The following is a 16777-nucleotide window of genomic DNA, read 5'->3' as shown; positions in this document are numbered from 1 at the left end:
TGGGCTTGAGAGAAAACTCAAAAATACTCAATCTGCCATTATCAGCAGATGCTTCGCACTGCCGATTATTTAGTTATCAGGCCTAATGACTGCTTCATATGGGCCGATACACGCGCAGCACAGCATTTTTTGCCAAAAAAAACGCCCCGTACACAAGCTTTTGCTCGGTACGGGGCGCTCCAATTTGACATCACAGCTTGCTGGCGCTATGTTTCGCGACAGACGGCTGCTTGTTTGGGTATAAGACCCCTCATACGGTAAAGCCTGCCTCAAACTGAGACATGAACACCCATCAAGGTCCTAAAGATACAGCCACAACAGTGTTTGGTCGGGGTAAGGGGATTCGAACTCCTGACATCCTGCTCCCAAAGCAGGCGCGCTACCGGACTGCGCTATACCCCGGTAAATCAAGGCACCTCAACCAGCTGCCTGCGACCTGATACGAGTGGCATCAGATCTTTAAGATTCGGCTCCAAGGTGAACCTTGGAACCAAAAATGGTGGGTCGTGTGGGATTCGAACCTACGACCAATTGGTTAAAAGCCAACTGCTCTACCAACTGAGCTAACGACCCAAATATGGTCGGGGTAAGGGGATTCGAACTCCTGACATCCTGCTCCCAAAGCAGGCGCGCTACCGGACTGCGCTATACCCCGACTGAAACTGCATTGAACCTTGCGAAATCTGGCTCCACGACCTGGACTCGAACCAGGGACCCAGTGATTAACAGTCACTTGCTCTACCAACTGAGCTATCGCGGAACTATCGATTTCAGATTCAACTTTACAACCTGTTGCCTTGAAACCAGCTTGCTGTTAACTCGTTGATTTCAATCTCATCGACCTTTGCGCTTCGTTTGTATCGTTGCGTTCACGTCTCTGAGGCGCGCTATTCTACAATTTTAAAAACACCTGTCAACCCTATAAATTGCTTTTTAAGACAATGATTTGCGATTTTTTTTCAGATCGCCTCTCGGGCCTGATTCTACTGCTGACCACGCCTCAAAAAAAGGCCCTCGGTTCGAGGGCCCTTCTATAGAGCGTTGACGAGCGCTGTCAGACAAACGTGATCTCGTCGTCGACCACCTTGCCGGTGATGGTCGTGCCGGGCATGAAGCTGCCCGAGAGGATCATCTGCGCCAGCGGGTTCTCGATCCAGCGCTGGATCGCCCGCTTCAGCGGGCGTGCGCCATAGACCGGGTCGTAACCAACGGCGATCAGCTTGTCCAGCGCCTCTGGGGTCAGGGTCATCGACAGCTCGCGCTCGGCCAGACGCTTGCGCAGGCGGCCCAGCTGGATGTCGGTGATACCGGCAATCTGGTCACGCGCCAGCGGTTCGAAGATCACCACTTCGTCGATCCGGTTAACGAACTCCGGACGGAAGTGCGTACCGACCGCGTCCATTACCGCAGCACGCTGCGCCTCACGATCACCGACCAGTTCCTGGATCTGCGCCGAGCCGAGGTTGGAGGTCATGACGATCACGGTATTGCGGAAGTCCACCGTACGCCCGTGGCTGTCAGTCAGGCGTCCGTCTTCAAGCACCTGCAAGAGGATGTTGAACACGTCGGAATGCGCCTTCTCGACTTCGTCGAGCAGAATCAGCGAATACGGTTTGCGACGCACGGCTTCGGTCAGGTAGCCGCCCTCTTCGTAACCGACGTAGCCTGGCGGCGCACCGATCAGGCGAGCCACGGAATGTTTCTCCATGAACTCGGACATGTCGATACGCACCATCGCCTCTTCGGTGTCGAACAGGAACTCGGCCAGCGCCTTGCACAGCTCGGTCTTGCCCACGCCGGTCGGGCCGAGGAACATGAACGATCCGCTCGGACGATTAGGGTCGGAAAGCCCGGCACGCGAACGACGCACGGCATTGGAGACCGCGACCACCGCTTCTTCCTGGCCGATCACCCGGTTGTGCAGCAGGGTTTCCATGCGCAACAGCTTGTCGCGCTCGCCTTCGAGCATCTTCGACACCGGGATACCGGTCCACTTCGACACGACCTCGGCAATTTCTTCCTCGGTCACCTTGCTGCGCAGCAACTGGTTTTCCGGCTTGCCGTGCTGGTCGACCATTTGCAGGCTGCGTTCCAGGTCGGGAATGATCCCGTACTGCAACTCAGCCATGCGGTTCAGATCGCCCCGGCGGCGCGCGGCCTCCAGTTCCTGGCGAGACTGTTCGATTTTCTGCTGGATCTGTGCCGAGCCGGTGACCTCGGCTTTTTCCGAGGTCCAGATTTCTTCAAGATCCGCGTACTCAAGCTCAAGACGCTCGATTTCGCCCTGAAGTTTTTCCAGGCGCTTGATCGCTGCCTCGTCCTTTTCCTTCTTGAGGGCCTGAGCTTCTACTTTCAGCTGGATCAGGCGACGTTCAAGGCGGTCGAGCACTTCAGGCTTGGAGTCGATCTCCATGCGAATACGGCTGGCCGCTTCGTCGATCAGGTCGATGGCCTTGTCCGGCAACTGGCGATCGGTGATATAGCGATGGCTCAGCTTGGCCGCCGCGATGATCGCGCCGTCAGTGATGGCGACCTTGTGGTGCACTTCGTAGCGCTCTTTAAGGCCACGCAGGATCGCGATGGTGTCTTCTTCACTTGGCTCGTCGACCAGGACTTTCTGGAATCGACGCTCAAGCGCCGCATCCTTCTCTATATATTGGCGGTACTCGTTGAGCGTGGTAGCCCCCACACAATGCAGCTCGCCGCGCGCCAGCGCAGGTTTGAGCATGTTGCCAGCGTCCATCGAGCCTTCGCCCTTGCCGGCGCCGACCATGGTGTGCAACTCGTCGATGAACAGGATGATCTGGCCTTCCTGCTTGGACAGTTCGTTGAGCAGCGATTTGAGGCGCTCTTCGAACTCACCCCGGTACTTGGCACCGGCAATCAACGCGCCCATGTCCAGCGACAGCAAGCGCTTGCCGCGCAGGCCATCGGGTACTTCGCCATTGATGATGCGCTGCGCCAGGCCCTCGGCAATGGCGGTCTTGCCCACGCCAGGTTCGCCGATCAGCACCGGGTTGTTCTTGGTGCGGCGCTGCAGGACCTGAATGGTGCGACGAATCTCGTCATCACGACCGATCACCGGGTCGAGCTTGCCCTCTTCGGCACGCTTGGTCAGGTCGACGGTGTACTTGTCCAGCGCCTGACGCGACTCTTCGACGTTCGGGTCATTCACGGCACCTTCGCCGCGCAGGTTGTTAATGGCATTTTCCAGGGCCTTCTTGCTGACGCCCTGCCCCAGCAACAATTTGCCGAGCTTGCTGCTCTCGTCCATTGCCGCGAGCAGCACCAGCTCGCTGGAAATGAACTGGTCGCCTTTCTGCTGCGCCAGACGGTCAGCCTGATTGAGCAGGCGCGCCAGATCCTGCGACATGTTGACGTCGCCGGTCGGGTTCTGGATTTTTGGCAGGCGGTCCAGCTCTGCACTCAGTTCCTTGCGCAGGCTGTTGATGTCGAAGCCTACCTGCAACAGCAGAGGCTTGATGGAACCGCCCTGCTGCTCAAGCAGCGCCTGCATCAAGTGCGCAGGTTCGATGGCGGGATGGTCGAGGCCAACGGCCAGCGACTGGGAATCGGATAACGCTAACTGTAATTTACTGGTCAATCTGTCGATACGCATTTGTCACCTTCCTTTAATGCAGGCCGGAGCAATGAACACACCTATAAAGAAAACCTGCTGAATAGCCAGTTAGATGCGGACGATTCTGCGCGTTTCAAGCGGGCCGGGGTTGATACAGATCAGACGAGTGTTCAGGCAAGCCTAGCTGGCTTGTGCAAAACAGCCCGGCAATCAGGCGTGTTCGATCCAGATCAGCGAAGCGAAGCGGCCAGTGCGCGCGGCGCGGCGGTAGGAAAAGAAGCGCGGGTCGGTGAAGGTATCCAGCCCGCCGCCGTACACGGCAGAGATACCTTGGGCTGCCAGTCGTAACCGGGCGAGCGCGTAGATGTCGGCCATGAAACGATCAGGATTCGAACTGGCGACAAACGCAGCGGCTGTCTGCGGGTGGCTGGCGGTAAAGGCCTCGCGCACCTCGGGGCCGACTTCGAACGACGGCTGGCCGATGGCCGGTCCTAACCAGACCATGATGTCTTCGGCAGCACTCTGCAGGCTGTTGGCCGTCGCTTCCAGCACCCCGGCCGCCAGCCCGCGCCAGCCAGCGTGCGCTGCTGCTACCCGCGTACCGTCACGACGACAGAACAGCGCGGGCAGGCAATCGGCGGTCATGATGGTGCAGGCCACGCCAGGCGTGCTCGTCCAGCTGGCATCGGCTTCAACGACGCGGGATGGATCGGCAGGTACGACGTCTACGCCGTGCACCTGCTTCAACCAGGCGGGCTGAGCCCTGAGACTGGAGGTCAGGCGCTGGCGATTGGTCGCCACGGCCTGCGGGCTGTCATCGACGTGATCGCCCAGATTGAAGCTGTCGAACGGGGCCAGGCTGACCCCACCCGAGCGAGTGGTAACGCAGGACTTGATCTGTGCTGGCGCAGGCCAGTCAGGTATCAGCCAGTCATTCACCCGATGAACGCCTCGCGATCCTGCTTGAGCAAGGACAGCAACCAGACGAAATCGTCCGGCAATGGCGATTCCCAGCTCATGCGCTTACCGGTGGTCGGATGATCCAGCTCCAGGAAGCGGGCATGCAACGCCTGCCGCGGGAAGGTCTTGAGCGAATCGACCATGGTCAGGCTGGCCGCTGGCGGGATACGGAAACGACCGCCATAGGCCGGGTCGCCGACCAACGGGTAGTTGATGTGCGCCATGTGTACGCGAATCTGGTGGGTACGCCCGGTTTCAAGCTTGACCCGCACATGGGTGTGCGAACGGAAGCGCTCCAGCACGCGGTAATGACTGACCGCCTGCTTGCCGCCTTCCATCACCGCCATGCGCTGACGCTGCTGGCCGTGACGGCCGATCGGTGCGTCGATCTTGCCGCCTGCGGTCACCACGCCGATCACGATGCACTCGTAGATGCGGCTGACACTGCGACTCTGCAACTGGGTAACCAGTTGGGTCTGTGCCTGAATGGTCTTGGCGACCACCATCAGACCGGTGGTGTCCTTGTCCAGACGATGCACGATGCCGGCACGCGGAACATTGATGATGTCCGGCACATGGTGCAGCAGGGCGTTGAGCAGCGTGCCATCGGCATGACCGGCAGCCGGATGCACCACCAGCCCGGCAGGCTTGTTGATGACGAGGATCTGGTCGTCTTCATAGATGATGTCGAGCTCGATGTCCTGAGCGACCCATTCACCCTGGGCCTCCTGCTCGGCAATCAGCTCGAGAACAGCGCCACCGTGCACGATGTCGCGAGGGCGCAGAACGCCTCCGTCCACAGTCAGGCGGCCGTCCTTGATCCAGGCGGAAAGGCGCGAGCGCGAGTGCTCAGCGAATAATTGTGCGGCGACTTGATCGAGGCGTTGACCGCCCAATTCGGACGGCACCTCTGCGCGAAGTTCTATATTTTCGGACATGACCAGACTAGGTGGCGGCTAGCCTTTGGTTTCGGCAGCGCGCTTGTGGTTAAATACGGCGTCTTTTGTCCCGCCGGTATCGCGGGGCGCTCATCATAACAGGACGGCCCCGCCCAAGACAGCAGGCCGTTATAGGGACGCAAGCCGCCATGCAAGTGAAACACCTGCTGCTGATCGCCATCCTCGCATTGACTGCGGCCTGTTCGTCGAAGGAAGTCATCGACGAAAACCTCAGCGAAGTCGAGCTGTACCAGCAGGCGCAGGCCGACCTGGGAAATAACAGCTATAACAGTGCCACTGAGAAGCTCAAGGCGCTGGAATCTCGCTATCCGTTCGGTCGCTACGCCGATCAGGCCCAGCTCGAGTTGATCTACTCGAACTACAAAAACGGTGAACCCGAAGCAGCCAAATCCGCTGCCGAGCGTTTCATCCGCCTGCATCCGCAGCACCCGAACGTCGACTACGCGTATTACATGAAGGGCCTGACCTCCTTCGACCAGGACGTGGGCCTTCTGGCGCGCTTCCTGCCGCTGGACCAGACCAAACGTGACCCGGGTGCTGCCCGCGACTCGTTCAACGAGTTCGCCCAGCTGACCAGCCGCTTTCCGAACAGTCGCTATGCGCCTGACGCCAAGCAGCGCATGATTTACCTGCGCAACCTGCTGGCGTCCTACGAAATCCACGTAGCCGACTACTACCTGACCCGTCAGGCCTACGTCGCCGCCGCCAACCGTGGCCGTTACGTAGTGGAAAACTTCCAGGAGACGCCTTCGGTCGGCGACGGTCTGGCAGTGATGGTCGAGTCTTATCAGCGTCTGCACCTTGACGACCTGGCTGCCACCAGCCTGGAAGTGCTGAAGACCAACTACCCGAACCACCCGCAACTGGCTGACGGCAAGTTCACCCCGCGTGAAGCAGAAGCCGATAACCGCTCATGGCTGTCGAAAGCGACCCTTGGCCTGATCGACGGTAGCGCACCGCTGCCACCGGGCCAGACCCGTGCCGATCAGGACATGAAGAAGCAGTACCAGGACGCCAAGGACTCCATTCCGAAAGAGCTGCTGCCGGAGAATCAGGCAGAGCTGGACGAACAGGCGGAAAAAGACGCCGAAGCGAAAGGCACCAAGAGCCGTTCGTGGTTCAGCTACATGACCCTGGGTCTGTTCGACTGATCCTCAGCGCATGAAAAAAGAGGCCTTCGCAGACTGTGTGAAAACCTAGCAATCTTTGCAGCGGTCAAAGAAAATGCTCCGTATCGAAAGGTACGGAGCATTTTTCGTTATGGCCTACATCCAAGGAGAGTCTCGCAGCCAGACCAGTCTATTCCCGGTCTCGCTGGAAGAGTTGATCCCTGAGGATCACCTCGTTCGGGTCATAGACCTATACGTCGCCAAGCTGGATTTGGTGCAACTGGGTTTTGATAAAGCGCTTCCCAAGAACACCGGTCGCCCGTCCTATGACCCCGCCGATCAGCTCAAGCTGTACCTCTACGGCTATTTCCAGCGGATTCGCTCATCGCGGCGTCTTGAAGCCGAGTGTCAGCGCAATATCGAAGTGATGTGGCTGATTAACCGACTCAAACCCGATTTCAAGACCATCGCCGACTTTCGTAAAAACAACAAACTTGCCTTTGTGGCGACGTGTCGCGCCTTCGTTCGATTCTGCCGCATGGCGGGTCTGATCGCAGGCGACTTGGTGGCCATCGATGGCAGTAAGTTTCAGGCTGTCGCTTCCTCGCGGCGTCACATGAACCTCAAACAACTCAAGCGTCAGGAAGAAAAGCTGGACAAGCGCATAGCTCAGTATCTGGCGGAGCTGGATGAGGCCGACAAGGCCGAGGCTGGAGAGGTGATTGATCGCGGCGCGATCAAAACAGCACTGGCGCAGCTTGAAGTTCGGCAGCACGACAATCAGAGCTGCCAAGCGTTGATGAGCTCGATGGGCCTGGAGCAGTTCAACACCCATGAAAGCGATGCCCGAATGATGCGTACGCCCAAAGGGCCACGTGTGGCCTACAACGTACAAACCGCCGTGGACGCCGCACATTGCCTGATTCTGCACCATGAAGTGACTCAGGACGGCGAGGAGGCTGGGATAACGGTCTATGTGCCGCCCAATCGCACGGTCAACCCAGGCGGTGAGGAACTCTTTGAGCGCAAAGACTTTACCTACGAAGCCGAACACGATCGCTATCAGTGCCCGGCGGGCAAATGGTTGACGCTCAAGCAGCGCAACAGGGGCGATCGGATCTATCAGGCACATGTCAGCGACTGCGCCGCCTGCCCACTCAAATCCCGATGCACTGGCGCTCAACGCCGCTATGTCTCACGCCATGCCCATGAGGCAGCCTTTGAGCGAATGGAGCAGCGAATGCTCGCGCATCCGCAAATGATGGCCAGTCGAAGATCCATCGTTGAGCATCCTTTCGGCAATCTCAAGCAATGGCTGTTGGGGAATGGTCGCTTCCTGCTGCGCCAGTTGGAGGGAGCAAAAGCGGAAATGGCCTTGGCGGTGAATGCTTACAACCTCAAGCGAGCGATTAGCGTACTCGGAGCCCGCCAATTGATGGCGCTAATGGGCTGAAAAGCTTTTTTTCGACTGTTGCCCACACAAAAACAAACGCCCCGAACAAGTCGGGGCGTTTGTTGGGCTTGCCTTCAGTGCGTTTTCACACAGTCTGTTCGGGTCTCTTTTTTTGTGCATCAATTTTGCCACTGTGCGCCCGCTCGCGGCTTGGCTACACTGCGCCATCGTCAATCACTAAGCTGGTAGTCATGATTCGCTTACTTATGTGGGTCGCGTTGATCGCGGCGGTGGTCTGGTTCGTCAAGCGTCTGATCAATCCCCCCAAGCCGAAACCCCGCGCCGAGCCGCCTGAACTGGCGTCTACCCCCATGGTGCGATGCGCGCAGTGTGGCGTTCATCTGCCGCAGGATCGTGCGCTGAGCCAGGCACAGCAATGGTATTGCAGCGAAGCACACCGACTGCAAGGCCCCGCGGCACGTGACCGCTGACTCACCGTCCCTTGTCAGCCCGCAGGCACAGCGGATTCTACGGCTGTACCACCTCTACCGACTGACCATCGGCGTTGTACTGGTTCTGTTGATTTCCAGCAGCCTGGAAACCGAGCTGCTGCAACTGGCCAACCCGAACCTGTTCCGCTCGGGCTGCTGGTTGTATCTGGTGTTCAACATTCTGGTCGTCGTGCTGCTGGAACGCCCCAGCCGTCAGGCACAGTTTTTCGGCCTGGCGATGACCGACGCGATCATGCTCTCCGCACTGTTCTACGCAGCCGGCGGGCCTTCCAGCGGTATCGGCAACCTGTTGATTGCCTCGGTGGCGATCAGCAACGTGTTGCTGCGCGGCCGTATCGGCTTGTTGATCGCTGCGGTTTCGGCCATCGGCATCATCTACCTGACGTTCTACATCAGCTTCGGCACCCCCTCGGTTTCCAACGACTACGTGCAGGCTGGCTCGCTGGGCGCCTTATGCTTCGCCGCCGCCCTGCTGGTGCAGGCGCTGACAGCGCGCATGCAGGTGAGCGAGGTGCTGGCCGAACAGCGCGCGGCGGATGTCGACAGCCTTGAAGCACTCAACGCGCTGATCCTGCAACGCATGCGTACCGGCATTCTGGTGCTGGATGCCAACCATCAGGTGCTGCTGGCCAATCAGGGGGCCTTGAACCTGCTGGGCCAGGAACAACTGGTCGGCCAGATCATCGACACCTGCTCGCCACAACTGGTCGAACGCCTGCGCCAGTGGCTCGTCAACCCGATCATGGTGCCGCGCAGCATCACCACCGCCCCCGTCGGGCTGGTGCTGCAACCGAGCTTTGCCACACTCAACCGTGGCGATCAGCGTCAGACGCTGGTTTTTCTCGAAGACCTGTCGCAGATCGCCCATCAGGCGCAGCAGCTCAAGCTTGCCGCGCTGGGGCGCCTGACCGCCGGGATTGCCCATGAGATACGCAACCCGCTGGGCGCCGTCAGTCATGCGGCGCAGTTGCTTAATGAATCGGAAGAGCTCAGTGCAGCGGATCGACGCTTGGGGCAGATCATTCATGAGCAGTCGGGACGCATTGATAGGGTCATCGAAAATGTCCTGCAGTTGTCACGCAGACGCGAAGCGCAACCCGAACTGCTCGATCTGAAAACCTGGCTGGAACACTTTGTCGCTGAATTTCGCAGTTCCGCTGCGCCCAATCAGTCGATTCATGTCGACATAAGCCCCGGCACGCTGACAACCCGCATGGATTCTGGACAGCTGACGCAAATCATGACCAACCTGTTGCAGAACGGCCTGCGCTACAGCGGCAAAAATCATCCGTCAGCGCAGGTCTGGCTGAAACTGCACAATGAACCGAGAAGCGATTTGCCTACGCTGGAAGTGCTGGACGACGGGCCGGGGGTCAGCGAGCAACACCTGAGCAAGATGTTCGAACCGTTTTTCACCACAGAGAGCAAAGGCACCGGCCTTGGTCTATATCTGTCACGTGAACTGTGCGAAAGCAATCAGGCGCATTTGGAATACGCGCCCCGCCCCACGGGTGGCAGTTGCCTGCGCATTACCTTCGCCCACCCGTTCAAGACGAGCTGAGCATGAGCCAACGGCAAAAAATCCTGATAGTCGATGATGAGCCGGATATTCGCGAACTCCTGGAGATCACGCTGGGACGCATGAAACTCGACACCCGTAGTGCGCGTAACGTTGCCGAAGCCCACGACTGGCTGGCCCGCGAACCGTTCGACATGTGCCTGACCGACATGCGTCTGCCGGACGGCAATGGCCTTGAGCTGGTGCAACACATACAGCACGGCTACCCCCACGTGCCGGTGGCGATGATCACTGCCCACGGCAACCTGGACACCGCGATCCACGCGCTGAAGGCCGGAGCTTTCGACTTTGTGACCAAGCCGGTCGACCTGGGCAGGTTGCGCGAGCTGGTCAATAGCGCGCTGAGCCTGCCCGGCGCGCAACCCACGCGCAGCATCGACAACCGCCTGCTGGGCGACTCGCTGGCAATGCGTACCTTGCGCAGTCAGATCGGCAAGCTGGCCCGCAGCCAGGCGCCGATCTACATCAGCGGTGAGTCGGGCAGCGGCAAGGAGCTTGTAGCGAGGCTGATCCACGAGCAGGGTCCGCGCATCGACAAACCTTTCATACCGGTGAACTGCGGCGCCATTCCTTCCGAACTCATGGAAAGCGAATTCTTCGGTCATCGCAAAGGCAGCTTTAGCGGTGCCCACGAAGACAAGCCTGGTCTGTTTCAGGCGGCGCACACCGGGACGCTGTTTCTCGATGAAGTCGCAGACCTGCCGCTGGCCATGCAGGTCAAACTGCTGCGCGCCATTCAGGAAAAATCCATCCGCAGCGTCGGCGGCCAGCAAGAGCAGATCGTCGACGTGCGCATTCTGTGCGCCACCCACAAGAACCTGAATGCAGAGGTCGCGGCCGGTCGGTTCCGTCAGGATCTGTATTACCGATTGAACGTGATCGAAGTGCGCGTGCCCTCGTTGCGCGAGCGGCGTGAGGATATCGACCAACTGGCAGCCAGCGTGCTCAAGCGCCTTGCCGGGAACGGCGCACAACCCGTCGCGCGCCTGAACGCGCAGGCGCTGGAAACGCTGAAGAGCTACCGCTTCCCCGGTAACGTGCGCGAACTGGAAAACATGCTGGAGCGCGCTTACACGCTGTGCGAGAACGACGAAATCCACGCCAGCGACCTGCGCCTGACAGAGTCCGCCAGCCCTCAGGAGAGCGACGGGCCGAGCCTGGCCGACATCGACAACCTTGAAGACTACCTGGAAAGCATCGAACGCCAGCTCATCCTGCAGGCACTGGAAGAAACCCGCTGGAACCGCACCGCTGCAGCAGAAAGGCTCAGTTTGTCGTTCAGGTCACTGCGCTATCGCCTGAAGAAGCTGGGCCTGGATTGAATGCGTTGCGCGGCAAAAACCGTGCGACGCATAGCGTCACGAAAGGCATTCCACTAGAGCGTGCGGAACGATAGGTGCGCGCGAGAACATCGTCGCGCCCCACGCTCCGCGTGACCGACAGGATGACTAGCCTGCGAGGCGACCAGTCGGCGCGTAGGGTGCCGGATCGATGATCGGCTCGCGCTCCAGCAGCAGGTCAGTGATCAACTGGCAGGACGCCGGAGCCAGCACCAGGCCGTTGCGGTAATGCCCGCAGTTGAGCCACAGGCCGTCAAAACCGTCCAGCGGTCCGATGAACGGGATGCCCTCAGGCGAGCCAGGGCGCAGGCCTGCCCACTGGGCGACCGGCTCGGCATGGGCCAATGGCGGAATCAATTCGACGGCCGACGCCTTCAAACTTTCCAATGCGGCCTGCGTGGTGGTTTTGTCGAAACCTTCGTGCTCAAGAGTACTGCCGATCAGGATATGCCCGTCACGACGCGGGATAGCGTAGCGCCCTTTCGCCAGCACCATGCTCGACAGAAAGTCCGATGCGCACTTGTAGAGAATCATCTGGCCTTTTACCGGCTCGACCGGCAGCTCCAGCCCCAGAGTCTTGAGCAACTCGCCGCTCCACGCACCCGCCGCCAGAATCACCCGATCACCGGTGATATCCCCTGCTGGTGTCTGCACACCCGAAATCCTGCTGCCTTCACGGGTAAAGCCGCTGACTTCACACTGCTCGCGAATCTCGACATTGGACAATGCCAGCAAGGCGGCCTTGAGCGATTTGACCAGGCGGGGATTACGTACGTTGGCCACATCGGCCATATAGATCGCCCGCGAATAGCCCTCACCCAGCACCGGCACGGCATCATTTACCGCCGAGATATCCACGCGGTTCAACGGACGTTTTTCGCGGACAGCCCATTCAAGCGCAGACTGCTCGTCATCAAGATCGAGCCAGTACAGGCCGGTCCTGTGCACTTCAGGATCGATACCTGTCTGTGCGAGCAAACGCTCGGCGAGGTGCGGGTAGAAGTCCTGCGACCAGTGCGCCAGCGCGGTGACCGCCGGGCTGTAGCGCCACGGGTAAAGCGGCGAAACAATCCCGCCGCCCGCCCAGGAAGACTCCTGGCCAACGCCCGAACGATCCAGCAGCACGACGCTGACCTGCTCGGAGGCCAGATTGAAGGCGGTCAACAGACCTATGACGCCACCGCCGACAATGACTATTTTTTGCTTGGACATCTTGGTCTCGTGACAAGGAAACGGTTTAGCGGCCCCAGCAGTCTTTGACAGTGACACCGCTGGTTGCGCCCGTGTTGGTACGCGCTCCGGTGTTAGTAATCACGAAACTGCCGCACTTGTCGCCAGCCATCAGCGTGCCTCCGATAGGGTCAGCTGTCAGGGTGAAGTCGGTGGCAGTGAGGGTCGACGTTATCTTGTAGTACGTATTGCCTAAGCTCACGTTGGCCCCCATGTAAGTGGGCTGGGGGGTCGCTCGTGAGTAAAACCGCTCCAGCGCCTGGGTTTGCTCGGACAGCAGACTGGCAATTGCCGAACGCTGAGTGCGTTTCACGTACTCGGTGTAACTGGGGTACGCGATGGCGGCCAGAATACCGACAATCGCCACGACGATCATGAGTTCGATCAACGTAAAGCCCCTGGATGTCGCTCGCATGTCTAGTTTCCCTATTGGATTTGTCGCCACATGATGCGTTGGAAGACGTTCGCACTGCCGCCCTTCTCATTAATCTTGGTGGGCGTGCCGCCGCTGGAGTCAATCACGTACTTGTTATCGTTGGCCCCATTGGTACCGGCAACGATAGAAGCCACTACCGGGATACCAGTACCGATACCGAGACCGCCAATGATCAAATCCGAAGAGTTGATATCGCCGTCATTATTGGTGTCCAGTACCTGGTAATTAAGCATGCTGCCAGTCGCGGCGTTCAGCTCGAACAAGCGCCCGGTCCCGGTGCTTTCGCAGGGGTCGGTAGAGTTGACGGCTGCCGTGGTGAAGATGATACGACCGCGAGAGGTTTGTGCCGGATAGATAATCCGCTCGCCGACATAAGGGGCCGTGGTTGCCAACGGCAGGTACCAGCCTTTCTTGGTGCCCCAATCCACATCATTGGAAGTCGTGGTGTAATACGTATTGCCACTTCCGACTACCGTCCCGTTAATGGCCTGAGGCTGCAGATTGGCCTCAACGATGTTGCCTGAACCGTTGTCGCCATCCCAGATGGCATAGAAATCCTGCAACGAGCTGGTCTGCTTGTCCGCGGTTTCGCTGAATTTCCCGGTGCCGAAATACACGATCTTGCCGTTGAGTGGATGGTCCAGCAACAAGGGCTGAACGGTAATCGACTGACTGGCCCCTTGAGGTGCAGTGAACAGGGGTGAGCCATTGAAAGCGACTTTCCAGCTGGATGCTGCGGCCCCGCTCATGTCGAACTTCCATAGGCGGCCCTTGAGATCGCCCGCATAGGCTGCTTGAACGACATTCTGCGAATTGACCCGAAGTTTCACCGAAGACAACCCGTTATCCGTTTCGCTGCCAATGACCGGAGTCGGAATTTCGGCAATGAACTGTCCGGTGTTGGCGTTGAGTACATACAGGGACGCCCTCCCGGTAAAACTGCCATAACCATTGCCAACGACAACGATCCCGGTGCCATCGGCCATACGCGCTACATCCGGCTTGGAGTAGGTGTATCCAAGGTTGTTGAACTTGTTGTTGGTGTCTGAAGTGTCGGGAGCCTTGACCTCCCACAATGCCCCGATGCTGTCTGCCGAACCTTCGAAAAGCTTGATCGCAAAAAAAGCCTTGCCGCCAGCGCCCAGCCCGGAATACGCCACCGTGCGCCATACACTCCCTGCGGATGCCTGCGTATCGAAGACTGCAATCTGACCATCCACCGTAAAACGGTGAACGCCGGAACCGTAGGAAGAGGATGAAATGGTCGCCAATGAACTCAGAGACGTAGACGGCATATACGCGTATTTACGCGCACCGGAGCTGGCGTCGATCACGTTGAAGAAGCCATCGTTGGCGTTGGCCAGCAGACTGGAACTCATGTTGCTGGACTTGGCAGAAAGGTACGTCGTGTAAGTGGTGTCGCCGAGCAAATCAGACGCCGTCTTCTCTGTCGGCAGCCCGGCCCCCAATGATGAATTGACGATATCGCCCAAGAGTGTGGCACGAGTACGAAGCTTGGCATTGGCCGTGCCTTTGGCCCAGGCAATAACCTCCGCGCCGGTCACTCCGGTGGGCAGCGTAGCGGTAAAGGCATCGCGTTGCGCCTGCGTGAAATTCAGAAAATCCAGGGTGATTTTCGTCGGTGTCGCCGCTGTGCTCCATGACTCGAAAACAGGCGCCTTGGTGCTGCTGGTGATCGTGGTATCAGTGGTCCAGACAGGGGCGCTCAGCGCTCCTGTCGTAGCGTCCAGATTGTAAGCCTTGATCGTGCCATGCCAGTCCGTCGGGTCATAAAGCGTCTGATAGAAGCGGCTGCCCGCCTGAAGGGTGGACGAGTTTGCCACGCCACCGCCGCCCGAACCGGCCTTGGCATAGATATCGCTCAATGCGAGGTTCAAGGCGTTGTTCAAACCGGCACTGTCATTGGTCTGGAAATACTTGCCGTGCCCGTGATTATTGTCGGCAGCGTCTATCAGCATCTGGTTGGCGGCTGTGAAACCAATGGTGTAGGTAGTCATGTTCTGTTGAGAGAAGCCGTCTGTATCCCAACTTTTCTTGGTCAGGTCAGTGGCAGGTGTACTGCTCGCTCTTCGCATGTCGATGTCATAGGCGAACTTGGCGAGGTCGTCCAGATAAAGCGTATCGCCCTCACCATCACCATTAAGATTGGCCCCGTCATTGGCCGCATTCAAGTCCCAATTGGGCAGCGAGCGGGAGGTATTGAGTACATCCTCCGGATCGTTGCTCGGGAACGTTCGATCGTACGTCGGCAAGCCGTCAGTAATCACCACGCCAAAGTTTTTCTGGCAGCGGTACTGTATTGGGCTGGTGTAGGTTTCCGGTGCACCGTTATAGCCGTAAAACGGAGTCATGCCCCGAAAGTAGCGGGTTATCTCATAGTACGTTTCAGCCAACGGCGTATTGGAGTCGCCTCGCAGTGCATTGATGGCCGTATTGAGGGCGGTAACATTGTCGTTTGCATCACGCTGGCTGACACCGCCGTTGTTGTAAGGGTTACTGGCAACAGGGGACAGGTCTGCAACAGGTCTGGAAATCTTCCCTCCACGCCCGGGGTCAGCGTTGGTCGGCGGGTTGAACCCGGCCAGACCGATTCTCAGGGATTTGTTGTTTTCAACCAGCTTCAATGAAACGTTGCGCGCGACGTTGATACGGTAATCGTTGGGAATGATGTTGTTGACGGTGAAGTCTTTGGTAGTAGTGTTGGCGGCCCGCGTCAAGTCAACCAGATAAGAAAGGTAATCTGCAGTGTAGCGAGTGGTGCTCTCGTTACCGGCCGGATCGGGCAACTTCAGGCAGTAACCCACGTTGTCACGCGCAACGTAGGTGTAATCGCTTCTGCACGTGTAGGGCCCGGCAGAGTCCAGCGAAAGCGTATCGTCGCCCTGAATGGAAACGCCTCTGCAGTTAAGAAAACCGCATGACCCTGGCTGCGCATAGATAATCGACGGACGATTGGTCACCGTCGGATCAAAGCCGGCTGCCCAGATGATGTTGTACATACTCCCGGAGTTATCCACCAGCAGCATCAGGTTAGGCGGCACGGCCGACGCACTGAGCAAAGGTACTTGTGCTGGCGTAAACGCATACACGGGCGTAAGGGCATAAAAAGCCAAAAGCGCACCGCCGAGATACTTCAGGCTGCGACGGAGTTTCTCAGCAATTGGCATAAATACTCTCCAGCACCGTGCGCGACGTGCCTTGAATAGCGACTGATGTCACGCGATAGAGCGTTACTGTTCCGGTACAGATCGGTGGCCGATTCACAGGTGTTGCAGTGGTCCCCAGATTCTGTATACCGTAGAAACCGCCTGCCGCAGCGATCCAATTAACCCCGGATGCGCCTACCCCAGCCGTCGTCAAAGAAGTGGATTCCGCAGGCGGTGCACAAGATGCAGTTGTACACTTGGCCATGGTAAAGCCCGTCATCTTGATCGAAGACTCTCCCAACCTTAATGCCGCTTCGGCCTTCTGGAAGGATTGATTGCGCAGGGTGACGCTGCCCGCCATCTTTTCCTGCAGCGTGGCGTTCTGCATGGAAGAGATACCCAGCAGAGTGAGCAGCAGCAGAAACACCAGACTGACCAGCAACACCATACCGCCCTGCCGTGCAGGGAAAGCCTGTATCGATTTGAATCGCACGATCCTGTTCATGCCCGGC

General features: G+C 58.5%; 12 protein-coding genes and 4 tRNA genes. 5 read left to right on the top strand and 11 right to left on the bottom strand.

Translation table 11 applies throughout. From position 1 onward, the window contains the following. Window positions 1–325: 325 nt before the first annotated feature. The 7 genes from AC54XV_RS03760 to rluD form a co-directional block, all read right to left on the bottom strand. A tRNA-Pro gene (locus AC54XV_RS03760) sits at window positions 326–402 on the bottom strand. 95 nt (window positions 403–497) lie between these two features. Next, a tRNA-Lys gene (locus tag AC54XV_RS03755) sits at window positions 498–573 on the bottom strand. A 5-nt stretch (window positions 574–578) separates the two neighbouring features. Beyond that, window positions 579–655: transfer RNA gene (locus AC54XV_RS03750), tRNA-Pro, on the bottom strand. A gap of 29 nt (window positions 656–684) precedes the next feature. Continuing rightward, window positions 685–760, bottom strand: a tRNA-Asn gene (locus tag AC54XV_RS03745). A gap of 294 nt (window positions 761–1054) precedes the next feature. Then, on the bottom strand, window positions 1055–3619 hold the full coding sequence (gene clpB / locus AC54XV_RS03740) for an ATP-dependent chaperone ClpB (protein ID WP_058399559.1): 2565 nt from the start codon (window positions 3617–3619) through the stop codon (window positions 1055–1057). Window positions 3620–3790: 171 nt separating this feature from the next. Next, entirely contained in the window at window positions 3791–4519 is a 729-nt protein-coding gene (pgeF, locus tag AC54XV_RS03735; RefSeq protein ID WP_058399558.1) for a peptidoglycan editing factor PgeF, read from the bottom strand. Then, a complete protein-coding gene (gene rluD, locus AC54XV_RS03730; protein WP_002551999.1) occupies window positions 4516–5478 on the bottom strand; it encodes a 23S rRNA pseudouridine(1911/1915/1917) synthase RluD in 963 nt (320 codons plus the stop codon). The genes pgeF and rluD overlap by 4 nt, the downstream gene beginning before the upstream one ends. A gap of 149 nt (window positions 5479–5627) precedes the next feature. Between rluD and AC54XV_RS03725 the strand changes: the two genes are divergently transcribed. The 5 genes from AC54XV_RS03725 (at window position 5628) to AC54XV_RS03705 (ending at window position 11414) form a co-directional block, all read left to right on the top strand. Beyond that, complete coding sequence (locus AC54XV_RS03725; protein ID WP_003371138.1) at window positions 5628–6650, top strand: outer membrane protein assembly factor BamD; 1023 nt, start codon at window positions 5628–5630, stop codon at window positions 6648–6650. 109 nt (window positions 6651–6759) lie between these two features. Next, entirely contained in the window at window positions 6760–8061 is a 1302-nt protein-coding gene (locus tag AC54XV_RS03720) for a transposase (protein ID WP_496717911.1), read from the top strand. A gap of 191 nt (window positions 8062–8252) precedes the next feature. Beyond that, complete coding sequence (locus AC54XV_RS03715) at window positions 8253–8492, top strand: PP0621 family protein (protein ID WP_011266590.1); 240 nt, start codon at window positions 8253–8255, stop codon at window positions 8490–8492. After that, window positions 8482–10074, top strand: coding sequence for a sensor histidine kinase (locus tag AC54XV_RS03710; RefSeq protein ID WP_058399119.1), 1593 nt, complete (start codon window positions 8482–8484; stop codon window positions 10072–10074). The genes AC54XV_RS03715 and AC54XV_RS03710 overlap by 11 nt, the downstream gene beginning before the upstream one ends. A gap of 2 nt (window positions 10075–10076) precedes the next feature. Then, window positions 10077–11414, top strand: a complete 1338-nt coding sequence (locus tag AC54XV_RS03705; protein WP_058399120.1) for a sigma-54-dependent transcriptional regulator — start codon at window positions 10077–10079, stop codon at window positions 11412–11414. Window positions 11415–11540: 126 nt separating this feature from the next. Here the strand turns inward: AC54XV_RS03705 and thiO are convergent, their stop codons facing one another. The 4 genes from thiO to AC54XV_RS03685 are packed head-to-tail and all read right to left on the bottom strand — an operon-like array spanning window position 11541 to window position 16770. Then, the gene (gene thiO, locus AC54XV_RS03700) at window positions 11541–12644 is read right to left on the bottom strand and encodes a glycine oxidase ThiO (RefSeq protein ID WP_058399121.1); all 1104 of its coding nucleotides are present in this window, start codon (window positions 12642–12644) and stop codon (window positions 11541–11543) included. A 25-nt stretch (window positions 12645–12669) separates the two neighbouring features. Next, entirely contained in the window at window positions 12670–13077 is a 408-nt protein-coding gene (locus AC54XV_RS03695) for a type IV pilin protein (RefSeq protein WP_032620231.1), read from the bottom strand. 11 nt (window positions 13078–13088) lie between these two features. Next, window positions 13089–16286, bottom strand: a complete 3198-nt coding sequence (locus AC54XV_RS03690; RefSeq protein WP_024641656.1) for a pilus assembly protein — start codon at window positions 16284–16286, stop codon at window positions 13089–13091. Further along, a complete protein-coding gene (locus AC54XV_RS03685) occupies window positions 16273–16770 on the bottom strand; it encodes a pilus assembly PilX family protein (protein WP_024641657.1) in 498 nt (165 codons plus the stop codon). The genes AC54XV_RS03690 and AC54XV_RS03685 overlap by 14 nt, the downstream gene beginning before the upstream one ends. Between the last annotated feature and the right edge of the window lie 7 nt (window positions 16771–16777).

The organism is Pseudomonas fragariae (ex Marin et al. 2024), assembly GCF_059621105.1.
The sequence above is the reverse complement of the archived record's forward strand: the minus strand, read 5'-3'. Positions and strand labels throughout refer to the sequence as shown.

Excerpts from the sequence above, each read along its gene's own strand:
- clpB (WP_058399559.1), bottom strand. The coding sequence starts at position 3,619 with ATGCGTATCGACAGATTGACCAGTAAATTACAGTTAGCGTTATCCGAT.
- rluD (WP_002551999.1), bottom strand. The coding sequence starts at position 5,478 with ATGTCCGAAAATATAGAACTTCGCGCAGAGGTGCCGTCCGAATTGGGC.
- AC54XV_RS03725 (WP_003371138.1), top strand. The coding sequence starts at position 5,628 with ATGCAAGTGAAACACCTGCTGCTGATCGCCATCCTCGCATTGACTGCG.
- AC54XV_RS03720 (WP_496717911.1), top strand. The coding sequence starts at position 6,760 with ATGGCCTACATCCAAGGAGAGTCTCGCAGCCAGACCAGTCTATTCCCG.
- AC54XV_RS03715 (WP_011266590.1), top strand. The coding sequence starts at position 8,253 with ATGATTCGCTTACTTATGTGGGTCGCGTTGATCGCGGCGGTGGTCTGG.
- AC54XV_RS03705 (WP_058399120.1), top strand. The coding sequence starts at position 10,077 with ATGAGCCAACGGCAAAAAATCCTGATAGTCGATGATGAGCCGGATATT.
- thiO (WP_058399121.1), bottom strand. The coding sequence starts at position 12,644 with ATGTCCAAGCAAAAAATAGTCATTGTCGGCGGTGGCGTCATAGGTCTG.
- AC54XV_RS03695 (WP_032620231.1), bottom strand. The coding sequence starts at position 13,077 with ATGCGAGCGACATCCAGGGGCTTTACGTTGATCGAACTCATGATCGTC.
- AC54XV_RS03690 (WP_024641656.1), bottom strand. The coding sequence starts at position 16,286 with ATGCCAATTGCTGAGAAACTCCGTCGCAGCCTGAAGTATCTCGGCGGT.
- AC54XV_RS03685 (WP_024641657.1), bottom strand. The coding sequence starts at position 16,770 with ATGAACAGGATCGTGCGATTCAAATCGATACAGGCTTTCCCTGCACGG.